General features: G+C 44.6%; 17 protein-coding genes. 14 read left to right on the top strand and 3 right to left on the bottom strand.

The window, feature by feature from the left end:
* Positions 1-8 precede the first annotated feature (8 nt).
* From glmS to NIE88_RS22355, 11 genes are all read left to right on the top strand, one after another.
* Positions 9-1,814: a glutamine--fructose-6-phosphate transaminase (isomerizing) gene (glmS, locus tag NIE88_RS05945; RefSeq protein WP_253060209.1), complete on the top strand. Its 1,806-nt coding sequence runs from the start codon at positions 9-11 to the stop codon at positions 1,812-1,814.
* A gap of 111 nt (positions 1,815-1,925) precedes the next feature.
* Positions 1,926-2,084 carry a hypothetical protein gene (locus NIE88_RS05950; protein WP_253060211.1) on the top strand — a complete coding sequence of 53 codons (159 nt, stop codon included), beginning with the start codon at positions 1,926-1,928 and terminating at the stop codon, positions 2,082-2,084.
* A 514-nt stretch (positions 2,085-2,598) separates the two neighbouring features.
* Positions 2,599-2,676, top strand: coding sequence for a K(+)-transporting ATPase subunit F (gene kdpF, locus NIE88_RS22745; RefSeq protein ID WP_373689409.1), 78 nt, complete (start codon positions 2,599-2,601; stop codon positions 2,674-2,676).
* A 39-nt stretch (positions 2,677-2,715) separates the two neighbouring features.
* Positions 2,716-4,422: a potassium-transporting ATPase subunit KdpA gene (gene kdpA / locus NIE88_RS05955; protein ID WP_253060213.1), complete on the top strand. Its 1,707-nt coding sequence runs from the start codon at positions 2,716-2,718 to the stop codon at positions 4,420-4,422.
* 39 nt (positions 4,423-4,461) lie between these two features.
* Positions 4,462-6,516: a potassium-transporting ATPase subunit KdpB gene (gene kdpB, locus NIE88_RS05960; RefSeq protein WP_253060224.1), complete on the top strand. Its 2,055-nt coding sequence runs from the start codon at positions 4,462-4,464 to the stop codon at positions 6,514-6,516.
* 12 nt (positions 6,517-6,528) lie between these two features.
* On the top strand, positions 6,529-7,098 hold the full coding sequence (gene kdpC, locus NIE88_RS05965; protein ID WP_253060226.1) for a potassium-transporting ATPase subunit KdpC: 570 nt from the start codon (positions 6,529-6,531) through the stop codon (positions 7,096-7,098).
* Between the two features lie 96 nt (positions 7,099-7,194).
* Positions 7,195-9,486 (top strand): universal stress protein, encoded by a 2,292-nt coding sequence (locus NIE88_RS05970; protein ID WP_253060237.1) that lies wholly within the window; start codon positions 7,195-7,197, stop codon positions 9,484-9,486.
* Complete coding sequence (locus NIE88_RS05975) at positions 9,473-9,970, top strand: hypothetical protein (RefSeq protein ID WP_253060239.1); 498 nt, start codon at positions 9,473-9,475, stop codon at positions 9,968-9,970. Before NIE88_RS05970 ends, NIE88_RS05975 begins: the two co-directional genes overlap by 14 nt.
* Positions 9,971-10,124: 154 nt before the next feature.
* Positions 10,125-12,122, top strand: a complete 1,998-nt coding sequence (locus NIE88_RS05980) for a DUF4118 domain-containing protein (protein ID WP_253060241.1) — start codon at positions 10,125-10,127, stop codon at positions 12,120-12,122.
* Positions 12,123-12,166: 44 nt separating this feature from the next.
* Positions 12,167-12,859 (top strand): response regulator, encoded by a 693-nt coding sequence (locus NIE88_RS05985; protein WP_253060243.1) that lies wholly within the window; start codon positions 12,167-12,169, stop codon positions 12,857-12,859.
* A 54-nt stretch (positions 12,860-12,913) separates the two neighbouring features.
* Positions 12,914-13,048 (top strand): hypothetical protein, encoded by a 135-nt coding sequence (locus NIE88_RS22355; RefSeq protein ID WP_290446329.1) that lies wholly within the window; start codon positions 12,914-12,916, stop codon positions 13,046-13,048.
* Between the two features lie 417 nt (positions 13,049-13,465).
* On the opposite strand, the gene NIE88_RS05990 is transcribed toward NIE88_RS22355, so the two are convergent.
* Positions 13,466-14,401, bottom strand: coding sequence for a zinc-binding dehydrogenase (locus tag NIE88_RS05990; RefSeq protein ID WP_253060245.1), 936 nt, complete (start codon positions 14,399-14,401; stop codon positions 13,466-13,468).
* A gap of 86 nt (positions 14,402-14,487) precedes the next feature.
* Between NIE88_RS05990 and NIE88_RS05995 the strand changes: the two genes are divergently transcribed.
* Positions 14,488-14,868 carry a helix-turn-helix domain-containing protein gene (locus NIE88_RS05995; RefSeq protein ID WP_253060256.1) on the top strand — a complete coding sequence of 127 codons (381 nt, stop codon included), beginning with the start codon at positions 14,488-14,490 and terminating at the stop codon, positions 14,866-14,868.
* 314 nt (positions 14,869-15,182) lie between these two features.
* Here the strand turns inward: NIE88_RS05995 and NIE88_RS06000 are convergent, their stop codons facing one another.
* A complete protein-coding gene (locus tag NIE88_RS06000) occupies positions 15,183-15,842 on the bottom strand; it encodes an MFS transporter (RefSeq protein ID WP_253060259.1) in 660 nt (219 codons plus the stop codon).
* A gap of 51 nt (positions 15,843-15,893) precedes the next feature.
* On the opposite strand from NIE88_RS06000, the gene NIE88_RS06005 reads away from it, so the two are divergent.
* On the top strand, positions 15,894-16,064 hold the full coding sequence (locus NIE88_RS06005; RefSeq protein WP_290446330.1) for a winged helix-turn-helix transcriptional regulator: 171 nt from the start codon (positions 15,894-15,896) through the stop codon (positions 16,062-16,064).
* Positions 16,065-16,754: 690 nt separating this feature from the next.
* Positions 16,755-17,537, top strand: coding sequence for an alpha/beta fold hydrolase (locus tag NIE88_RS06010; RefSeq protein ID WP_253060263.1), 783 nt, complete (start codon positions 16,755-16,757; stop codon positions 17,535-17,537).
* 443 nt (positions 17,538-17,980) lie between these two features.
* On the opposite strand, the gene NIE88_RS06015 is transcribed toward NIE88_RS06010, so the two are convergent.
* Complete coding sequence (locus NIE88_RS06015) at positions 17,981-18,538, bottom strand: hydrolase (protein WP_373689406.1); 558 nt, start codon at positions 18,536-18,538, stop codon at positions 17,981-17,983.
* Positions 18,539-18,550 lie beyond the last annotated feature (12 nt).

Genomic DNA, 18,550 nt, shown 5'->3' on the forward strand with positions numbered 1-18,550 from the left:
CATATCCTATGTGTGGTATTGTAGGCTATATTGGCAACGAAGATGCACGTGATATTTTGCTTAAGGGACTCAGCAATCTCGAGTACAGGGGCTACGATTCAGCCGGCATCGCGCTTTTGAATGCGGAAGGTATCCACGTTTTTAAAGAAAAAGGACGGATCGCCGTTCTTCGCGAATCCGTGGACCCGGATATTCACGCAACACTTGGAATCGGTCATACACGCTGGGCAACACACGGCCAGCCGAACAAGTGCAACGCGCACCCGCATCAAAGTGCTTCCGGACGATTCACTCTTGTTCACAACGGTGTGATTGAAAACTATAATCAGCTGAAGACGGAGTATCTGTCCGACGTTACGATGAAAAGTGAGACGGATACCGAAGTTGTTGTACAGTTGATCGAGCTTTTCGCAAAAGAAGGTCTGAGCACGGGAGCGGCTCTGCGGAAAACGCTGAAGCTGCTTGACGGGTCGTATGCAATTGCGCTGATTGACGCAGAAGACAGCGACACGCTCTATGTGGCGAAGAACAAAAGTCCGCTTTTAATCGGACTCGGAGATGGCTTCAACGTTGTTGCCAGCGATGCGACAGCTATGATCCAAAAAACAAAGCGATATGTTGAGCTGGTAGATGAGGAAGTTGTCGAACTAACTCGTGACAGTTATATGATCATGGATCTGGATGGCAATGAAAAGACGCGCGCACCTTATACGGTTTCCTTCGATGCGCATGACACGGAAAAAGGCGCGTATGCGCATTATATGTTGAAGGAAATCGACGAGCAGCCGGCTGTGATGCGCCGTCTGTTGCAGGAATACAGCGGCAAGGATGGAGTCGTCACACTCGATTCGACAATTACTAAGGCGGTCAATGCCGCAGACCGAATCTATATCATCGCTTGCGGCACGAGCTACCACGCAGGGCTCGTCGGCAAGCATTTGCTTGAGACTGTTGCCGGAATTCCGACCGAAGTGCATATTTCAAGTGAATTTTCCTATAATATGCCGCTTCTCTCGAAGAAGCCGCTGTTCATCTTCATCTCGCAGAGTGGCGAAACGGCTGACAGCCGCGCCGTACTCGTCAAGGTGAAGAAGCTCGGCTATCCGACACTGACAATGACGAACGTCGAAGGCTCGACACTGTACCGCGAAGCCGATTATAGGATGCTGCTGTTTGCCGGTCCGGAAATCGCTGTCGCGTCAACCAAAGCGTATACGGCTATGATCGCCGTCTTTGCCTTCATTGCGGTTGCATCTGCTCAGAAGACCGGCAAGACACTCGATCTCGACCTTGTCCATGAAATGAGTATCGCTGCACAAGGGATGGAGCAGATGATCGACGAAAAAGCGCTGCTGAAGGAAGTCGCACGCGAATATCTCTCGATTACGCGCAATGCCTTCTACATCGGGCGCGGACTCGACTATTATGTCTGCATGGAAGCCTCGCTGAAGCTGAAGGAAGTCTCCTACATCCAAGCAGAAGGCTTCGCCGGCGGCGAGCTCAAGCACGGCACGATCGCATTGATCGAAGACGGCACACCGGTCTTCGCCTTTGCAACCCAGCAAAAGGTCAACAACAACATCCGCAGCAATGTTGAGGAGGTCGCCGCACGCGGCGCCCACACGTGCATCATCAGCATGGACGGAGTCACGAATCATGCGGACGACCGCATCGTGCTTCCGAAAGTGCACCATGCCCTCGCGCCACTTGTTTGCGCCGTTCCTCTGCAGCTGATTGCGTACTACGCAGCCCTGCAGAACGAATGCGACGTTGATAAACCACGTAACCTGGCCAAATCAGTTACGGTGGAATAAAAACCAAAGTAACACATCTTCAGTTAATAAGCTGGAGGTGTGTTTTCTTTTGCTTTGAAGCTGATACCTGTTGATTTCGATTAATTGAAAATTAACTTTGACGGGAAATATGTGTTCAACGAAGAAGATATGGAAAGCAATAATTTCACAAAATTTGGTTTTGCTACTCCAGAGGCATTGGCAAATAGTGGACAACCGTTAACATTACCAGTCGCTCCTATTATTCCATCTTTTGAAGAGAAGAAAGCATTGTATGCATATTACGAGTAAACAACTAACTTTTACTATTATATCGTTTTCTAGCAGAAAAATGCGGTTTGGGGTCTATGCGAGTAAACAATTTTATTCACTGATCAACATACTCGTGTCTTAAAGACCCGCATTCCCGCGCTTTTATATCGAGATCATTAAAATTATTGATATTAAAGTATTTTTTGACCTCTTTAATTTTGTATATCCATAGAATTCCCATAATGGCTTATATAATATCCCTCCCAATTGGGTACCACTAAAAACAGTTCCGAATAAATGTTCCAATCTTTTCACGGGCCAATTGCTGCATTTTTACGTTTTTTTTATGTGGTGGCGTGAATCCTTCACACTATTTTTACGCAAAATCATTTTAAAATAATGGAGCAATAGTCAATAAGACAACTAAACGAGACAAGGGAAGGGGAATACCTGAATGGGCGATCTTGTGTCACTGGGAATTTTTGTTGTCGCTTTTCTGCTGTTTTTTTTGTTCGTCAGTGTATTCGACAAAGCCTAATGAGAGGTGAAGAAAATGTGGGTACTAGTAGTTATCTCAATTTTACTGATGATTTATCTAACGTATGTCATTTTCTATCCGGAAAAGTTCTGACAGATCAATGATGTTATTTGCGAAAAGGAGAGGATTTTTGTGACATGGTTAGGAATTATCCAAATCCTGCTCGTTCTTGGGATTGTTCTCTTGGTAGCTATTCCTCTAGGAGGCTATTTATACAGAGTCTTTTCCGGACAACGGAGCTGGCTTGAGCGTGTGTATGCACCATGTGAAAAAGTACTGTACAAGTTATCAGGTATCAACCCGACAGTGGAGATGGACTGGAAGGCCTATATTAAACCGCTGCTGCTGGTGAATTTTATCATGATGCTTTTTGTGTATCTGATCTTGCGGCTGCAAGGGCACTTACCCCTGAATCCTGATCATATACCTTCAATGCCGTGGGATCTGGCATTTAATACAGCGGCTTCATTTATCACAAATACAAATTGGCAGAACTACGCCGGAGAGTCAACACTTTCCTACCTGAGCCAGACAATGGCCATTACGTATCTGCAATTTACATCAGCGGCTACCGGGCTTGTCGCTGTGATTGCGTTTCTCCGAGGTCTGGTTGGCAAACGAGCAAAGATGTTCGGCAATTTTTGGGTCGATTTTGTCAAAGTGCATACCCGGCTGCTTCTTCCGGCTGCTTTTATCCTAGCACTGGTCTTTGTGGGACTTGGTCTGCCGCAAACTTTCAGCGGCGCGCAGACGGTGCATACGCTGCAGGGTGCATCTCAGACGATTTCCCGCGGACCAATTGCCTCGCTGGAGGCAATTAAGCAGTTGGGAACGAACGGCGGCGGTTTTATGAATGCGAATTCGGCTCATCCATTTGAAAATCCGAACGTAATTACCAATATTCTTGAAATCATTGCCATGGCAGTGATTCCGACGGCATTAATTTTTACATTTGGGAGATTTTTGAAAAAGCGCCGTCAGGCTGTTATTCTTTACGTCTTTCTTGTGGCCATGATGCTTCTTGGTACACTGCTCGTTTACTGGAGCGAAACATCCGGCAACCCGATTCTACACAAGGTACTTGGAATTTCGAATGTCTCTATGGAGGGGAAGGAAGTGCGCTTCGGACTTCCGCTTGACAGTTTGTTTGTTGGAGCCACAACTGCGTTCACAACGGGTGCTGTCAATTTGATGCATGACAGTCTGACACCGCTTGGCGGATTCGTACCGATGCTGTTCATGATGCTGAATATGGTATTTGGCGGTAAGGGTGTCGGATTGCTGAATATTATCATGTATCTGATCATTACTGTATTCATTGCCGGGCTGATGGTTGGGCGTACACCGGAAATTTTCGGTAAGAAAATTGAGGCGAGGGAAATCAAGCTGGCGACGCTGACTCTATTGATTCACCCCTTTCTAATCCTTTTTGCAAGCGCTATTGCTTTGGTGACGAAAACAGGTGTAGCGAGTATTGCCAATCCGGGTCTGCATGGTTTCTCGGAGATTCTTTATGCGTTCAGCTCGGCGGCTGCGAATAATGGATCAGCCTTCGGTGGACTAAGCGGAAATACGCCTTTTTATAATATTATGCTCGGGGTTGTTATGCTGCTTGGCCGCTATATCAGCATCGTTGCCATGTTTGCGATTGCTGGTTCACTGATCCGTAAACCGGTGGTTCCGGAGTCGGCGGGTACACTGAGGACAGACACCTTCGCCTTCGGCGGTGTGTTCGCAGCCATTGCACTGATCGTCGGTGCTTTAACGTTCTTTCCGGCTTTGGCTCTTGGGCCAATCGCTGAGCACTTGCAGATGTGGTCTGGAGTACTGAGTAAGTAGCCGCAAGAAAAAGGAACGAATAAGGAGGAGACCTAACAGATGTCAAATAAAAAACAATCGGTCACTAAAGATATATTTAAGATTGCTGTTGTCGATGCGTTTAAGAAGCTCGATCCTCGTGTAATGATCAGAAATCCTGTCATGTTCGTTGTTGAGATCGGATTTGTTGTGACTCTGCTGCTCAGTTTCATGCCTAATCTGTTTGGCGGTAACTATGGTGCGAAGCAGATTCCTTTTAATGTCGTTATTAGTTTCATTCTGTTAATCACCGTGTTGTTAGGAAACTTTGCCGAAGCGATTGCAGAGGGACGCGGAAAGGCACAGGCTGAATCATTGCGCAGAACCAAAACGGATCTGATGGCCCAGCGTCGCAGCAAAGATGACTCCTATGAAAGCGTTCCGGCATCTACGCTGCGCAAGGGAGATATTATTCGTGTTCTGGCCGGAGAAATGATTCCGGCCGACGGTGAAGTTAAAGAAGGGCTCGGAAGTGTGGATGAATCCGCGATCACCGGTGAATCCGCTCCGGTTATCCGCGGGGCGGGCGGCGATTTCAGTTCAGTGACTGGCGGTACAAAATTGCTGTCTGATCAATTGGTAATTGAAGTAGCCGTAAACCCGGGAGAATCGTTTCTGGATAAGATGATCGGGCTGGTCGAAGGCGCGAGCCGGCAGAAGACACCGAATGAAATTGCACTGACCGTTCTACTTGCCGGGTTGACATTAATCTTTCTCATCGTCGTCCTGACACTGAGCCCCTTTGCCAATTATGTCAAAGGTTCAATTGATACGGTTTCATTGATCGCTCTCTTGGTTTGCCTGATCCCAACGACGATTGGCGCGCTGTTGTCGGCGATTGGCATTGCCGGGATGGATCGAATTATCCGCTTCAATGTCGTAGCTAAATCCGGCAAGGCCGTTGAAGCTGCCGGCGATGTGAATACGCTGATTCTGGATAAAACAGGTACCATTACCATCGGCAACCGGCTGGCCAGTCAGTTCATTCCTGTCGGCTCGCACAGCTTGAGCGAGTTAGTCAATGTGGCAGTGCTTTCATCATTATTTGATGAAACACCGGAAGGACGGTCGGTTATTGACCTGGCTCATAAGGAATATGAGTTCGGTCTGCAACTCGAAGACTATAACGATGCTGAGAATGTGGAATTCAGCGCAGACACGCGCATGAGCGGTCTGAATCTGCAAGACGGAACAGTGGTGCGCAAGGGAGCGGTCGACGCAATTAAACAATTTATTAAAAACAAAGGTGGACGAATCCCGGAAGATCTTGATGCGAAGAAAGAGCGCATTGCAAAAGAAGGCGGCACGCCGCTCGCCGTTACCAAAGACCAGGAAGTTTTCGGATTAATTTATTTGAAAGACATCATTAAATCAGGCATGCGTCAGCGCTTTGAAGAATTGCGAAAAATGGGAATTAAAACGGTTATGTGTACAGGCGATAATCCGCTGACGGCATCGACGATCGCGCTGGAGGCGGGTGTCGATGATTTCATTGAGGAAGCGAAACCGGAAGATAAGATGCGCCTGATCAAGAAAGAACAAAGTCAGGGGAAACTCGTTGCTATGTCTGGAGACGGTACAAACGATGCACCGGCTCTTGCTCAGGCCGATGTCGGGCTGGTAATGAATACTGGCACTACAGCCGCAAAAGAAGCGGGCAATATGGTTGATCTGGATTCAGATCCAACGAAGCTGATTGAAGTCGTTTCAATAGGAAAACAGTTGCTTATCACACGAGGGTCGATTACAACATTTTCCATAGCAAACGATGTGGCCAAGTATTTTGCCATCCTGCCGGCGATGTTCGCAACCATGATTCCGCAGTTGCAAATATTGAATATCATGGGGCTGACAAGTCCAAGAAGCGCGATCCTGTCGGCAATTATTTTTAATGCATTGATTATTCCTGCGCTGATTCCGCTGGCCATGAAGGGTGTCAAGTACCGGCCAATCGGTGCTACATCTTTATTAATGCGGAACCTGATGATTTACGGTTTGGGTGGCATCCTTGTGCCGTTTGTCGGTATTAAACTGATCGATATTATAATTACTGCCTTAGGCATAGCAAATATATAGGAGGGTATTCGGATGACTAATGTCTTGCGTTCACTCAGAGTAACTGCCATTTTCGCAGTTCTGTTAGGTTTGATCTATCCGCTTGTGATCGGACTGGTTGGCAACCTGCTGTTCCCTTACCAGGCGCAGGGAAGTATGGAAAAGCATAATGGGACAATTATCGGATCCCGATTGATTGCCCAGTCATTCACTAGTGCCGGTTATTTCCATGCAAGACCTTCGGCGGTAGACTACACAGCCAATGGTTCAGCAGGGTCAAACCTTGGGCCGACCAATTCGGCCCTGATCAAAGAAATCAGCGGGAATATTGCATTGGTGAAGAAGCAGAACGGAGCAATCGCAAATGCGTCAATACCAGCCGACATGGTTGAAACCTCCGGGTCTGGGTTGGATCCAGACATCTCGCTCGCCAATGCTCGCCTGCAAATCCCGCGTGTGGCAAAGGCGACCGGATTGAGTGAATCGTATTTACAGGATCTCGTGGCACGTGAGACTCAGAATCGGTTTCTTGGTATTTTTGGCGATCCACACGTGAATGTATTGGACTTGAATCTGGTCGTGCGTAATAAGCTTGACCAGTAACGAAATGGTTCCTTCGCTTTGTAAAATTGTTGGGGAATCTGATTCTTGTCTGCTCTTGTTCCGTCTGATCCCGGAATAACTGAGGAGTGAGTGGATGTGGGAAAAAAGTCGAAACATCTGAATGAAAAGGAACGGGAAGGAAATCATTCGGTCAAGAAAAAGGGAAAATTGAAAATCATTGTCGGGGCTGCTCCAGGATCGGGGAAAACTTATAAGCTGCTGAAAGAGGCCAATGATCTCTTGAAGAAAGGCACGGATATTGTCATCGGTTTTGTTGAGGTGCATCAACGGCCGGAGACGGCGCAACAAGTGGGTGATCTCGAAATCATCCCGTGCAAAAAAGTGCTGTATCAGAACAGGACATTCGAAGAGATGGATGTCGATGCCATCATTGAACGGCAGCCGGCAGCTGTTGTGGTCGATGAGTTGGCCCATACAAATCTGGAGGGTTCCAGATTTTCCAAACGGTACATGGATGTTGACTATATTCTGGACCAAGGAATTGACGTGCTGACAACCGTGAATGTACAGCACCTCGAAGAAACGTATCGTGAGGCAGAAAAAATAACGGGTGTCCGGATCCGTGAAATTGTGCCCCAGTCTTTTATCGAAAGTGCCGATGAAATTGAAGTGGTCGATGTCCCGCCGGAAACACTACGGCAGAGAATGAGAGACGGAAATATTTTTCACGCAGGCACAATTCATCAGGCGCTGGATCACTTTTTCAAAAAGGAAAATCTGTCCGCGCTGCGTGAGCTGACACTGCGGATCGTCGCTGACACGGTCGACAATCAGTTTCAAAAATCGTTTGAACGCCAGAGCATTCCGGGGCCAGTTGGAGCCAAAGAGGTTATTCTTGTTTGCACCAGTTTTCTGGCGCGTTCGGCAGTCCTGATCCGAAAGGGTTACCGAATGGCACGGAGAATGAAGGCGGATTTGTACATCCTAACCATACTTGAGATGCCTGAAAATGATCTGTCTGGAAAAAATAAGGACAGGATTAATAAACTTAGAAGCCTGGCGGATTTCTGTGGCGCCGACTATATCGCCGAACAACGTGCTGATCGAGTACTCGGCAAAGTGGTGATGGATGTCGCCGAAAAGCTGGGAGTGACGCAGATTGTTGTCGGTCAGACGCATGCGCCGCAGCCCTGGATTTTCTGGAAATCCAATCTTGTTCGGTATTTATTGCTGCATATGAAATACGCCGATCTTCATATCATGGGCTGGAAAGAGGGTGGTCTGCCCTATTCGCTAACGGACACGGCCAAACGTAATCGCAGCGGTCCGTTACCTGATCCGAATACTCGCCGGGGCCGACTGACGATCTGCGTCGGTTCGGCACCGGGCGTCGGGAAGACCTATAAAATGCTTCAGGATGCTAATGACCGGCTGTCGAAAGGTACGGATGTTGTCATTGGGTTTATTGAGACGCATGGAAGAAAAGAAACAGCAGGCCAGATTGGCCGTCTGGAGACGATTCCGCTGCGGGTGGTGCACTATAACGGGCGCCGATACGGGGAACTGGATGTGGCACAAATCATCCGGCGTCATCCGGAAATGGTCCTTGTCGATGAACTGGCGCATACGAATGTACCTGGTAGCGAACGGGAGAAACGGTTTCAGGATATTCTGTATATTCTGGGACAGGGGATTGACGTGGTTACCGCTGTCAACATACAGCATCTCGAAAGTCTCCGCGACACAGTGGAACATATTACCGGCGTTAAAGTTAAAGAGAGGATTCCGGACTGGTTTATGGATTGGGCAGAGGAAATCAAGCTGATTGATGTCTCACCGGAAGTGCTTCAGTCGCGTCTGGCGCAGGGCAAGGTGTATTCCAAAGATAAGGTTGAACATGCGATGAATCACTTTTTCCGTCTGGGGAATCTATCAGTCCTTCGGGAACTGGCTCTGTTCGAGGTCGCGGACAATGTGGATCAGAGTCTGGATCGGCAGCGCGTTATCGGGGAACCGCCCCGGATTCTGACATGCGTCAACTATCGCCCGCATTCTGAGAAATTAATTCGGAGGGGCTGGCGCATTGCCGATCGGTACAATGCGGATCTGTATGTTCTCGCGGTTGTATCGGATAAACCGCTGCAGGAACGGGAAAAAAGAGATTTAGAAACCATGAAAAAGCTCAGCGAACAGCTTCGGGCAACATTTCTCAGTGAAGAGGCATCTGAAAACCGAGTGGGGGAGATGATCGCGAAAATGGCCGAAGAACTGCACGCGGAGCAAATTGTCGTCGGTCAGCCACTCCCGGCTCAGCGCTTCTTCGATAAGTTAAAACACAATCCGGTAATTTATGTCCTAATGCACGCGGAGTTTGTCAATCTGCATGTTGTGGCTAATTCAAGAGGTGAGTATTATGATGAGAGATAGTGAACTGCTGTACTACGGAACGGGTCAGAAATATCTGGACATTTTTTCATTACATTATCGGTGGTTTAGCGCTGAATGGACCGTCGAAGAAGAAAAGCTGGTCATTCTAAACTATGCCTTTGCGGATGATGAGAAAACGGCAAGGGAAAAAGTTGGTGGCGGCGGAGAATCTGTCCGGCGAGATGATGCCCATTTGAAGGAAATCTATGCATCTATTCGAAATAGGCAAAGTGACGAGGACTGGAATAAACGGTCGAAGATTCATACTTTTCGGGTTTGGGAATCACCTTGGAAGAAGATGAAGCCCGGCTGGTATATTGTCCGCTCAAGGAAACATTTTCCGTTTTATATATCAGCGGTTCACGTTAGACTGCTTTCCACATGGCTCGTACATACAGCTGTGTGTGAAAATCAGAAAGAGGTTGTTGCTTTTATTCATAGGGTCAACCAGACGCATCATATTAAACTCGTCGACAGTCTTTAAAAAGATGAATGAAAATGATAGTATGAATCAACGATAGGAATGGTTGACACGAATCAATCGATTGATAACATCAGGCAACTGATGTTTCTTCTTTTTTATGGAATTTCATAAAGGACGGAGAGTTTCCAATGAACAGAGGTGACGTGCAGTGAAAATGGCCAAAGAAGAACAGCGTCCGGAGAATGAAGGCTTCGGTAAAGATACAGTTGAAGGAAAAACGAAGGATCAGCGGCCGGTCGCGGGAAAATTGATGGTCTGTGTCAGTGGAAGCCCATTTTCTAGAGAATTGATCCGTTCAGCGGATCAAATAGCTGACGATTTGAACGTCAAATGGATTGCCCTGTATGTGGATGCACCGAGGCGCACGCCGAAGACCATGAACGAACGCATGGAAATTTCCCGAAATTTGCGTGCCGCTGAAAATTTAGGTGCCGAAACCTTTGTCATCTCAGGGACTCAGATATCCGGTGAAATTATATCCTTCGCGCGGGAACACAATGTCCGGCATATCGTCATCGGCAAACCAAGCTATTCGAGAATGATTGAATGGGTGAGGCCCTCAGTTGTCGATCAGATCATTCGAAAGGGGGAGAACGTCACTTTTCACGTTATTCCGGGACGACCAGAAGTCCGGGCGAACATGATCAATTATATTTTTCCGGAGCATGCGGTGAAATGGGCACCCTATCTGGTCGTAACCGGAATGATTATCGTACTGACTTTGCTGCTGAAATTTACCGGGATGGCGAATGATCTGGTCAATGTGGCGCTCTTATTTTTAATCCCCGTTCTGATTGGCGCATCGCGCTGGGGTATAGGACCGGGCTTTTATGCTTCATTAGTGAGCATTCTTTCGTTTGACTTTTTCTTTGTTCCACCGGTGCGGAGCTTTACGGTTGCCGATCTGCGCTATATTCTTTCATTTGCAGTGTTCTTAATTGTTGCGATGCTGACAGCGAGCCTATCATCAAAATTAAGAAATCAGCTGAAAGAAGCGCAGGAAAATGAAAAAATTACATTAACTCTCTATACACTGAGCCGCGAAATGACCGTCGTGGATGAATTAACAGCGACACTGAAACGGATTGTTTTACAAATTGCAGATAAAATTGGTTTTCAGGCGGCCATTTATTTACCGGATAAAGACGGTGAGCTTAAGATTGCCGCCTGCTCCAATGACGCGAACAGGGAACAGGTGAAAGCAGGCGGGCTTATTGCCAAGTGGGTATATGACCATGGTGAGATGGCCGGTCATGGAACACAGACGTTGAGTGAATCTTCGGGATTATTTTTACCACTGCGTACAGAGGATTTGATTCATGGTGTTCTGGTTATCTATTATGGCGCTCATCGCATTCCGGATTCGCTGGAGCACAAGAAATTGATTGAAGCCATCGCTGGGCTTGTCGCCGCAGCCGTGGCACGGATGAATCTTCAGGAGGAAGCAAAGAAAGCGCAGATGGCAGCAGAATCGGAAAAATTGCGCAACGTGCTTCTCGATTCCATTTCTCATGAATTACGGACGCCACTATCGGCCATCACGGGTTCAGTTACAGCATTGACTGATCAGGATGATGTGTTCACTTCGGAGGACCGAAAGGAGCTACTTGGGACGATTCGCCAAGGTGCCGCAAGAATGAATCGGCTGATCACAAATCTGCTGGGCATAGTACGTCTGGAAAGTGGTATGCTACACTTAAAAAAGAGTTGGTGCGACCTTGAAGATATTATTGGCGTATCCATCAGACAGATTGAGGATTCTCTGGAAAACCGTCAGCTGACGGTTGAAATAGACGAATCGCTCCCGCCTGTTCAGGTCGATGAGCTCCTGATGGAACAGATGCTGGTTAACATTATGAGTAATGCGGCCAAATATTCCGCCGATAAGACCCGGATCACATTGTCAGCGTATCAGAAGGGTGACCATATTGAAATCAGCGTTCAGGACAAGGGAATCGGTGTTCCATTGAATGAACTGGATCATATTTTTGATAAATTTTACCGTCTAAAATCAGATGCACGTGTGCCTGGAACCGGACTTGGGTTGGCTATTGCCAAGGGAATTGTTAAAGCTCATGGCGGAACGATATGGGCAAATCAGAATCAGGATCAGGGTATTACCGTTTTCATCAGCTTTCCTGTAGGAAAATGAAAGGCAGGGCTAGACGTGTGAATGCGGAAAGGAGATATTAACGAGTGACGAACAATTCACAATCACGATTATTAATCATTGACGATGAAGCACAAATTCGCAAATTATTAAGTGTTGCCCTTCATGCCCATCATTTTGAAACTTTGGAGGCATCAAACGGCGAGGAAGGCATCCTCATGGCTTCGACAGACCATCCGGATCTGATTGTGCTGGATCTCGGCTTGCCAGACGGCTCGGGAATTAATGTATTAAAATTGATTCGTGAATGGTCTGAGGTTCCCATAATTATTCTTACGGTCAAAGAACGTGAGGAGGATAAAATTCTGGCATTGGAAAGCGGTGCCGACGACTATGTGACGAAGCCGTTCGGCATGGGGGAATTAATTGCCCGCATCAGGGTGGCTCTGAGGCACACGGCAAAAGCGGAAGAAAAATCTGTTCTTGATTTTGGCCGTCTCCTGATTGACCTGTCCCGCCGTGTGGTTCTGGTCAATGGTAATCCGATCAAATTCACGCCAACAGAATACGAGCTACTCAGGTTGCTTGCCACTCATGCGGGACGTGTCATGACGCACCGGCAACTTCTCAAACAGGTCTGGGGTGGACAAATGATCAACACCGACAGTAATTATCTCCGTGTTTATATCGGGCATATCCGCAAAAAAATTGAAGTAACCCCAACCCAGCCCAAAATGATCCTTACAGAGCCGGGTGTCGGCTATCGTTTTGTGGAATAATAAAGCACATTGGAAAAGTACTCGGACATATGCACATGAAGGAACAAGAATGGGATGGTTGATACGAAGGATTTACACGCATACTGTTCCGGTTCTGTATATCATCTGCAGATGTTGCTTTATGATCATCGATCATTGTGTAAATATGGCGAATATCAGGCAATTAATTTTGGACTTGGCAAGGGATAACATTTGATAGCCCGGTTAAGTACTACATTGCAATTACTCGTGCTAGATACAGCGTCGGAATATTAATTGATAGTGCTAAAAAATATGGTAGAAAATTTACTTATGTAGAGGTCTGGAAAAGCGGATAGTTCGATAAGTCTTGTAATAATGAATATGAGATTAATGTTAGTAAAGAACTTTATTGTCGTAAAAGATGAAAAAATGCGTTGAGTGAGGTTGTGAATAAATAACTCTTTTTTTTAAGAGTTGCATTTTAAAATAAATTCACCAACAATATATTGATTTGGTTAAGCAGGCAAATAGATTGAGAACAAGTAAGTATGAGGAAAAGATCCATTAGTAAATACATTTCAACATAATTTAGTAAAAGGTGTTAGGCAATAGACAGGCTGTTTAAAACCTCTACTTTCCAAAGTACTATTCTTTAATATTTAGAATAACTTTTCCTTTTAAACTTCCATGCAAAATTTTTTTTGTGATCTCGTTGATATTTTTCCAGTTAAATTGTAAAGTGTCAAGGTCGATTTTTTCTTGTGCCAGTAATTCGGAAAGATATTTTAAGTCCTTCTTGATTGCTCTATGCTTTATTTCTTCACCCAAATAAAAGCGTTCGAAGGACCGACCTCCAGTATTCAGCAAATTACCGTAGTCTATGACAACTTTATCAGATAGCATATTTCCGACTGAAATCAGTTTTCCATAAGGGTATAATTTTTGCATTAGAATATTGATCATATCACCACCGAGGGAGTCGATAATCAGATCGAACTTCTGTTTATCTTGAGATTCGCCAAAATCAGAGTAAAGGTATACTTTTTTGGCACCGGTTTTAAGAATTTTATTTTGTTTATCCGGATTTCTCACAACGCCATAATGGTTTGCGCCAGCTAAATGAGCGAGTTGATGCGCGAAATAGCCCACTCCTCCTGTTGAACCGGTTATTAAAATATTTTTATTGAGCAGAAAGTTTCCTTTTTGTAAAGCATAAAGAGCGGTTAGACCAACTATGGGTAAAGCGGCAGCGGTTTTGAGATCTGTATCATCGGAAACCACTGAAAGAAGTTTGTTAGGAACCACAATTTGTTCTTTCCACGCACCAGAAGTAAGCATACCAATAACAGGATCACCAACTTTAGGGCTGTTTCCATCTAAACTTTCCTTTACTATAATTCCTGAAAAATCCCAACCGGGAGTGTAACCGTCTTTTTCAGTCAGCGCATTCTTTAGGTTTCCAGGGTTAATGGAGACAGAAGTTACTTCAATAATAGCTTCATCTGTTTTAGCTGTTGGGACTGCAAAATCCTTAAAAGAAAAATTTGTATCATGACTTCTATGAGTGATAATGCCCTTCATTAAAAATCATCCTTTCTTTGTGGATTGTTTTCATGGTACACTATGAACCGTACTTTATAGCAAGCGAGAGGAGGACAAGAATTTATATGAAATCAAAAGTGTTTTCAGAATTAACCGGAATACCTGTTTCCACATTAAGATTCTATGAAAAAAACGGACTAATTCCAGAGAAATATCTCACTCGCGATCTTCATAATTATCGAATCTATACTGCGAATGCAAAACGTCATGTTGAAGACATAAGGTTGTTATTGGATTCGGGATTTTCTATTTCAGAATTAAAGCTACTACTAAATAACCCTCATTGTCTCTCTTCTGACAGCAAGAGAGACAGAATATTGAAAGAGAAACTAGCAAAAATCAACGAAAAGCAAAAAAAGCTTATGCTAGCCAAACAAGTGATCCTTGATTTATTAAGCGGTGAAAAAAAAGTCATAAAGGAAAACGAGAACTGGAATTGTCCTTAAAATATCTTCTTGAGATAATCGGATGGTAAAAAGAAGATTCGTTAAATTTTATACTCGTTATGGGTCTCCAAACTCTTTTCAACAACAAAATTATAGGATTCTTGTTCAACCGGACATAAATTATATTGTATTCGGCCAGATAATTCTTCTTCGGATCCTTTTTTGCAATAGCGAAAGAATAGCGCGGTTTATTCCTTTCTAAAAATCCGTCTTCCTTATAGGTCAAATAGTCATGATGCTGAATATTCAATTTTCGAATGATTTTCTCTGGAACAAATATATCAGCTATAGATTCTAGTGGATCATTTGCAAGTTCATATCTTGGATTTCTTGCTTGTTAAGAACAAAGTTGGAATAAGCAACACCAAACTAAGGATTAAGACTAACTTGAAACCATTGTGGTAAGCAGTAGTCATGAGTGGAATCGTTGGTGTTTTACCTTGGATTGGCAGGCTGACAACCGTTGCAATGACTGCTGAACCAAACGCACCACCAATATTTTGCATAAGCCGGGTTCCGACACTGGCCTGGGCAATTTCTTGTTTGACCATACCAGTATATGCATCGGTCATCATTGGAATGGTGACACCGCCGATACCTATACCGCGAATAAACAAGACGACACTCACAATGATGAGTGAAGATGTCTCATTGATGAATACAAATGGAATCGTGCCGACGATGGCAAATGCTAAACTTACCAAGACAACATAGCGTGCGCCGACTTTATCAATTAGTTTACCGATCAATGGGCGAGCGACTAACATCGCGATGCCTTGCGGAATCAAGATCAGTCCAGTGTTCAAAACCGAGAAGCCCTTAATGTTTTGGAAAAACAAAGGCAATAGCAACATGGGGCCGTTGGTGGCAATCCCTGCAAGGAACAAACCAACCATGACAGCGCTGAAATTTTTCGAATGAAACAAGTGTAATGGGAGAATAGCCTGTTCCTTTTTGACAGCAGCATAAATCATGTAAACAACTAAAATAGCGGCTCCGGTTACGACATAAGCAATAGTTGTACCATGCTTACGAGTTCATTGCGGGAAATGGAAAATGATGGTTTTGTCCTGCGCATCCAATACAATGAAATGCCCGTAAAAGTGGAATACTCACTGACGGAAAAAGGGAAGAGCTTCTTACCTATTTTATATGAACTATCTGCTTGGGGAATGAAAGAAATGAGAGGGGGATGATGGCAATGGCCGAATCTCTGTCGTAAATAAGAATCCACAATGTTCTTATAAAGGGCGGTACTCATTACTTAGAGAACAAAATGGATACTCTGGACATCATCGAGCAGGAATGTTGAAAGTACAAATACGGTAGCTGTTTTGCCCCAATCCCTCATCACATCAAAAATGCGTAAAGTTTCCTTGCCGAAAGATATGAATTCAATTCGCATCCATTTTGTTGTCAATCAGGAAAATGGAAAGACGAAGACGGTGAGAAGGATTATGGAAACGTTAAGTGAATTAAAGATTTGATTGTGATCATTATTCTAATGGGACTGTCGATACACATCATATGTTCAATTGGCCGGATTCTATTTAGCAACCAGATAACCGTATAAAATAAATAAAAGGGTATTAATCTAAAGAAAAAAGAGTGAAGCGATCTGGTACAGACCGCTCACTCTTTTTGTATGCCTCGATGATGTAAAAAATTTAGACCCTAGTTATTGCAGGAGCGTCAGTACTTCTTCAGTTGTTCAAAAAAGGAATATTAACTTTACCATGAATGCCCTCACAATTGGCCCAACATTAAGCAAGCATATTCCTTTTCTCTTTTTATAAATGAATTTATAATGTTATAAAAAGTATTACAGTTCCTCAAAACATAGTTCGTATCAATCAAATTACTGCGTACTGAAAGGAATGATGGATTTGGCAACTCTATCCACCGACGAAAGCACTCAGATTTACTATGAAGAAAGAGGAGACGGAAATCCGTCTATCTTATTAATACATGGTGTAACAAGTAGTCATTTTGCATTTGATCGGGAATTTGCTTGGATGAATAAAGAACACTTAGTCATCCGTTATGATTTACGGGGACATGGTGAATCATCTAAGCCAGAAAATTATACCCTTGACGATCATATCCATGACGGAATTGAATTAATCACTCAATTAGGTCTTCGAAATGTCATACTTCTAGGCGAGTCTCTTGGAAGCTATGTTGCGCAAGGGATTGCAACTAGGCGACCTGATTTGTTATCAAAACTGATTCTTGTCGTACCGACAGCGCATGGTGAAGGTTCATCATTTGGCAACTTGCAAAGAGAACATGCCCATGAATTAGTTGGTAAAACAAGCGAAGAAGCATTCAGAATTTTATCGAGCTATGTGATTCATACACCTTCAAGAGTAGATCCTATTGTAGCGCAAACGTTGCAGTATGATCACCTGACTCCCATCCAAAAAAAAGCGGCAACGAAATCGATCACGAGATTTGATTTCCGAGCGGAACTCTCAAAAATAAAATTGCCTGCACTTGTCATCAGTGGGAAGTTCGATATTTTAAATCCACCTGGTTTTGGAAGAGAAGTTGCCGACTTAATTCCTGATGCACAATTCATTGAATTTGAGAATGAAGGTCATATGCTAAGATTAGAAAACCCTGAACGATTTAAAGAAGTAACAAGCAATTTTTTAAATGAAAGCTAAATAATCAAAGCAAGCAGCCTCCAGAGCGACCTGAGTCTGAAAAAGACGGCTGACTTAATTAATGATCAATACAATCTTCACAAATAATACGAGGAGGGATCAGCATGGACATTGTTGCGGATTTCTCAGCGCAAGCCATCACATTCTGCGGAAGTAGGTACGATTGATCAATAGGCGGAAGATTTTCTCTTAATGAGGAAATGAACGAGGAAAGGGCTTAAATAGACGGAGAAATTCCGCCTATCCACTTGAAAAATATGAAGATGACGGATTTTTTAAGACATAACCGAAAAATCTCCGCTTATTTTACTCGACGGTTTTTCGGTGGTCAAGGCGAAGTACAGTTTTTCTAATAAAATTGATTAAGAAAAAAAGAGTGAAGCGATCTGGTCAGATCTCTCACTCTTTTTGTATGCTTCGATGATGTGAAGTTTAAACCTTAGTTATTGCAGGAGCGCCAGTACTTCTTCAGTTGTTCGTATTTTGCCGATTCGCGGGAAAATGTGTGTGATGCAGTGATCATGTTCTTCCTTAGTCGACGCAGTCATTGCATCTTCAACGAAGATTTGCTGATAACCGTGCGCGTACGCTTCCCGCGCTGTCGTATCAACGCCAATACCGGTTGAAATGCCGCAGAGTACCACGGTATCAATGCCGCGGCGACGCAGCTGCAGATCCAGATCTGTTCCATAAAAAGCGCCCCATTGCCGTTTGGTTATTCGATAAGTTTTTTGGAAAGCATTCAGCTCAGGTACATAATGATCCCATCCATCAGAAAATCCCGATGTGGATCGGTTAGAATCGGTTTGCGGAACAAACCAATCCTTCCCATCAAAAGAAGAGACCCGGACAAGTGCAACAAAGGCCCCATTTTTCGTAAACGCGTTCACCAGTCTTGTTGTCTTTTCAACAACTTGTGCACTTGTATATGGCATGCGTGAGCTGTTCACAATCCCATTCTGCAGGTCAATAACCACTAAAGCTGTCTTATTTTTATCCATTTTCATCGCTCC

It is taken from the genome of Sporolactobacillus shoreicorticis, assembly GCF_024125445.1.
Classification (GTDB): Bacteria; Bacillota; Bacilli; order Bacillales; family Sporolactobacillaceae; genus Sporolactobacillus; species Sporolactobacillus shoreicorticis.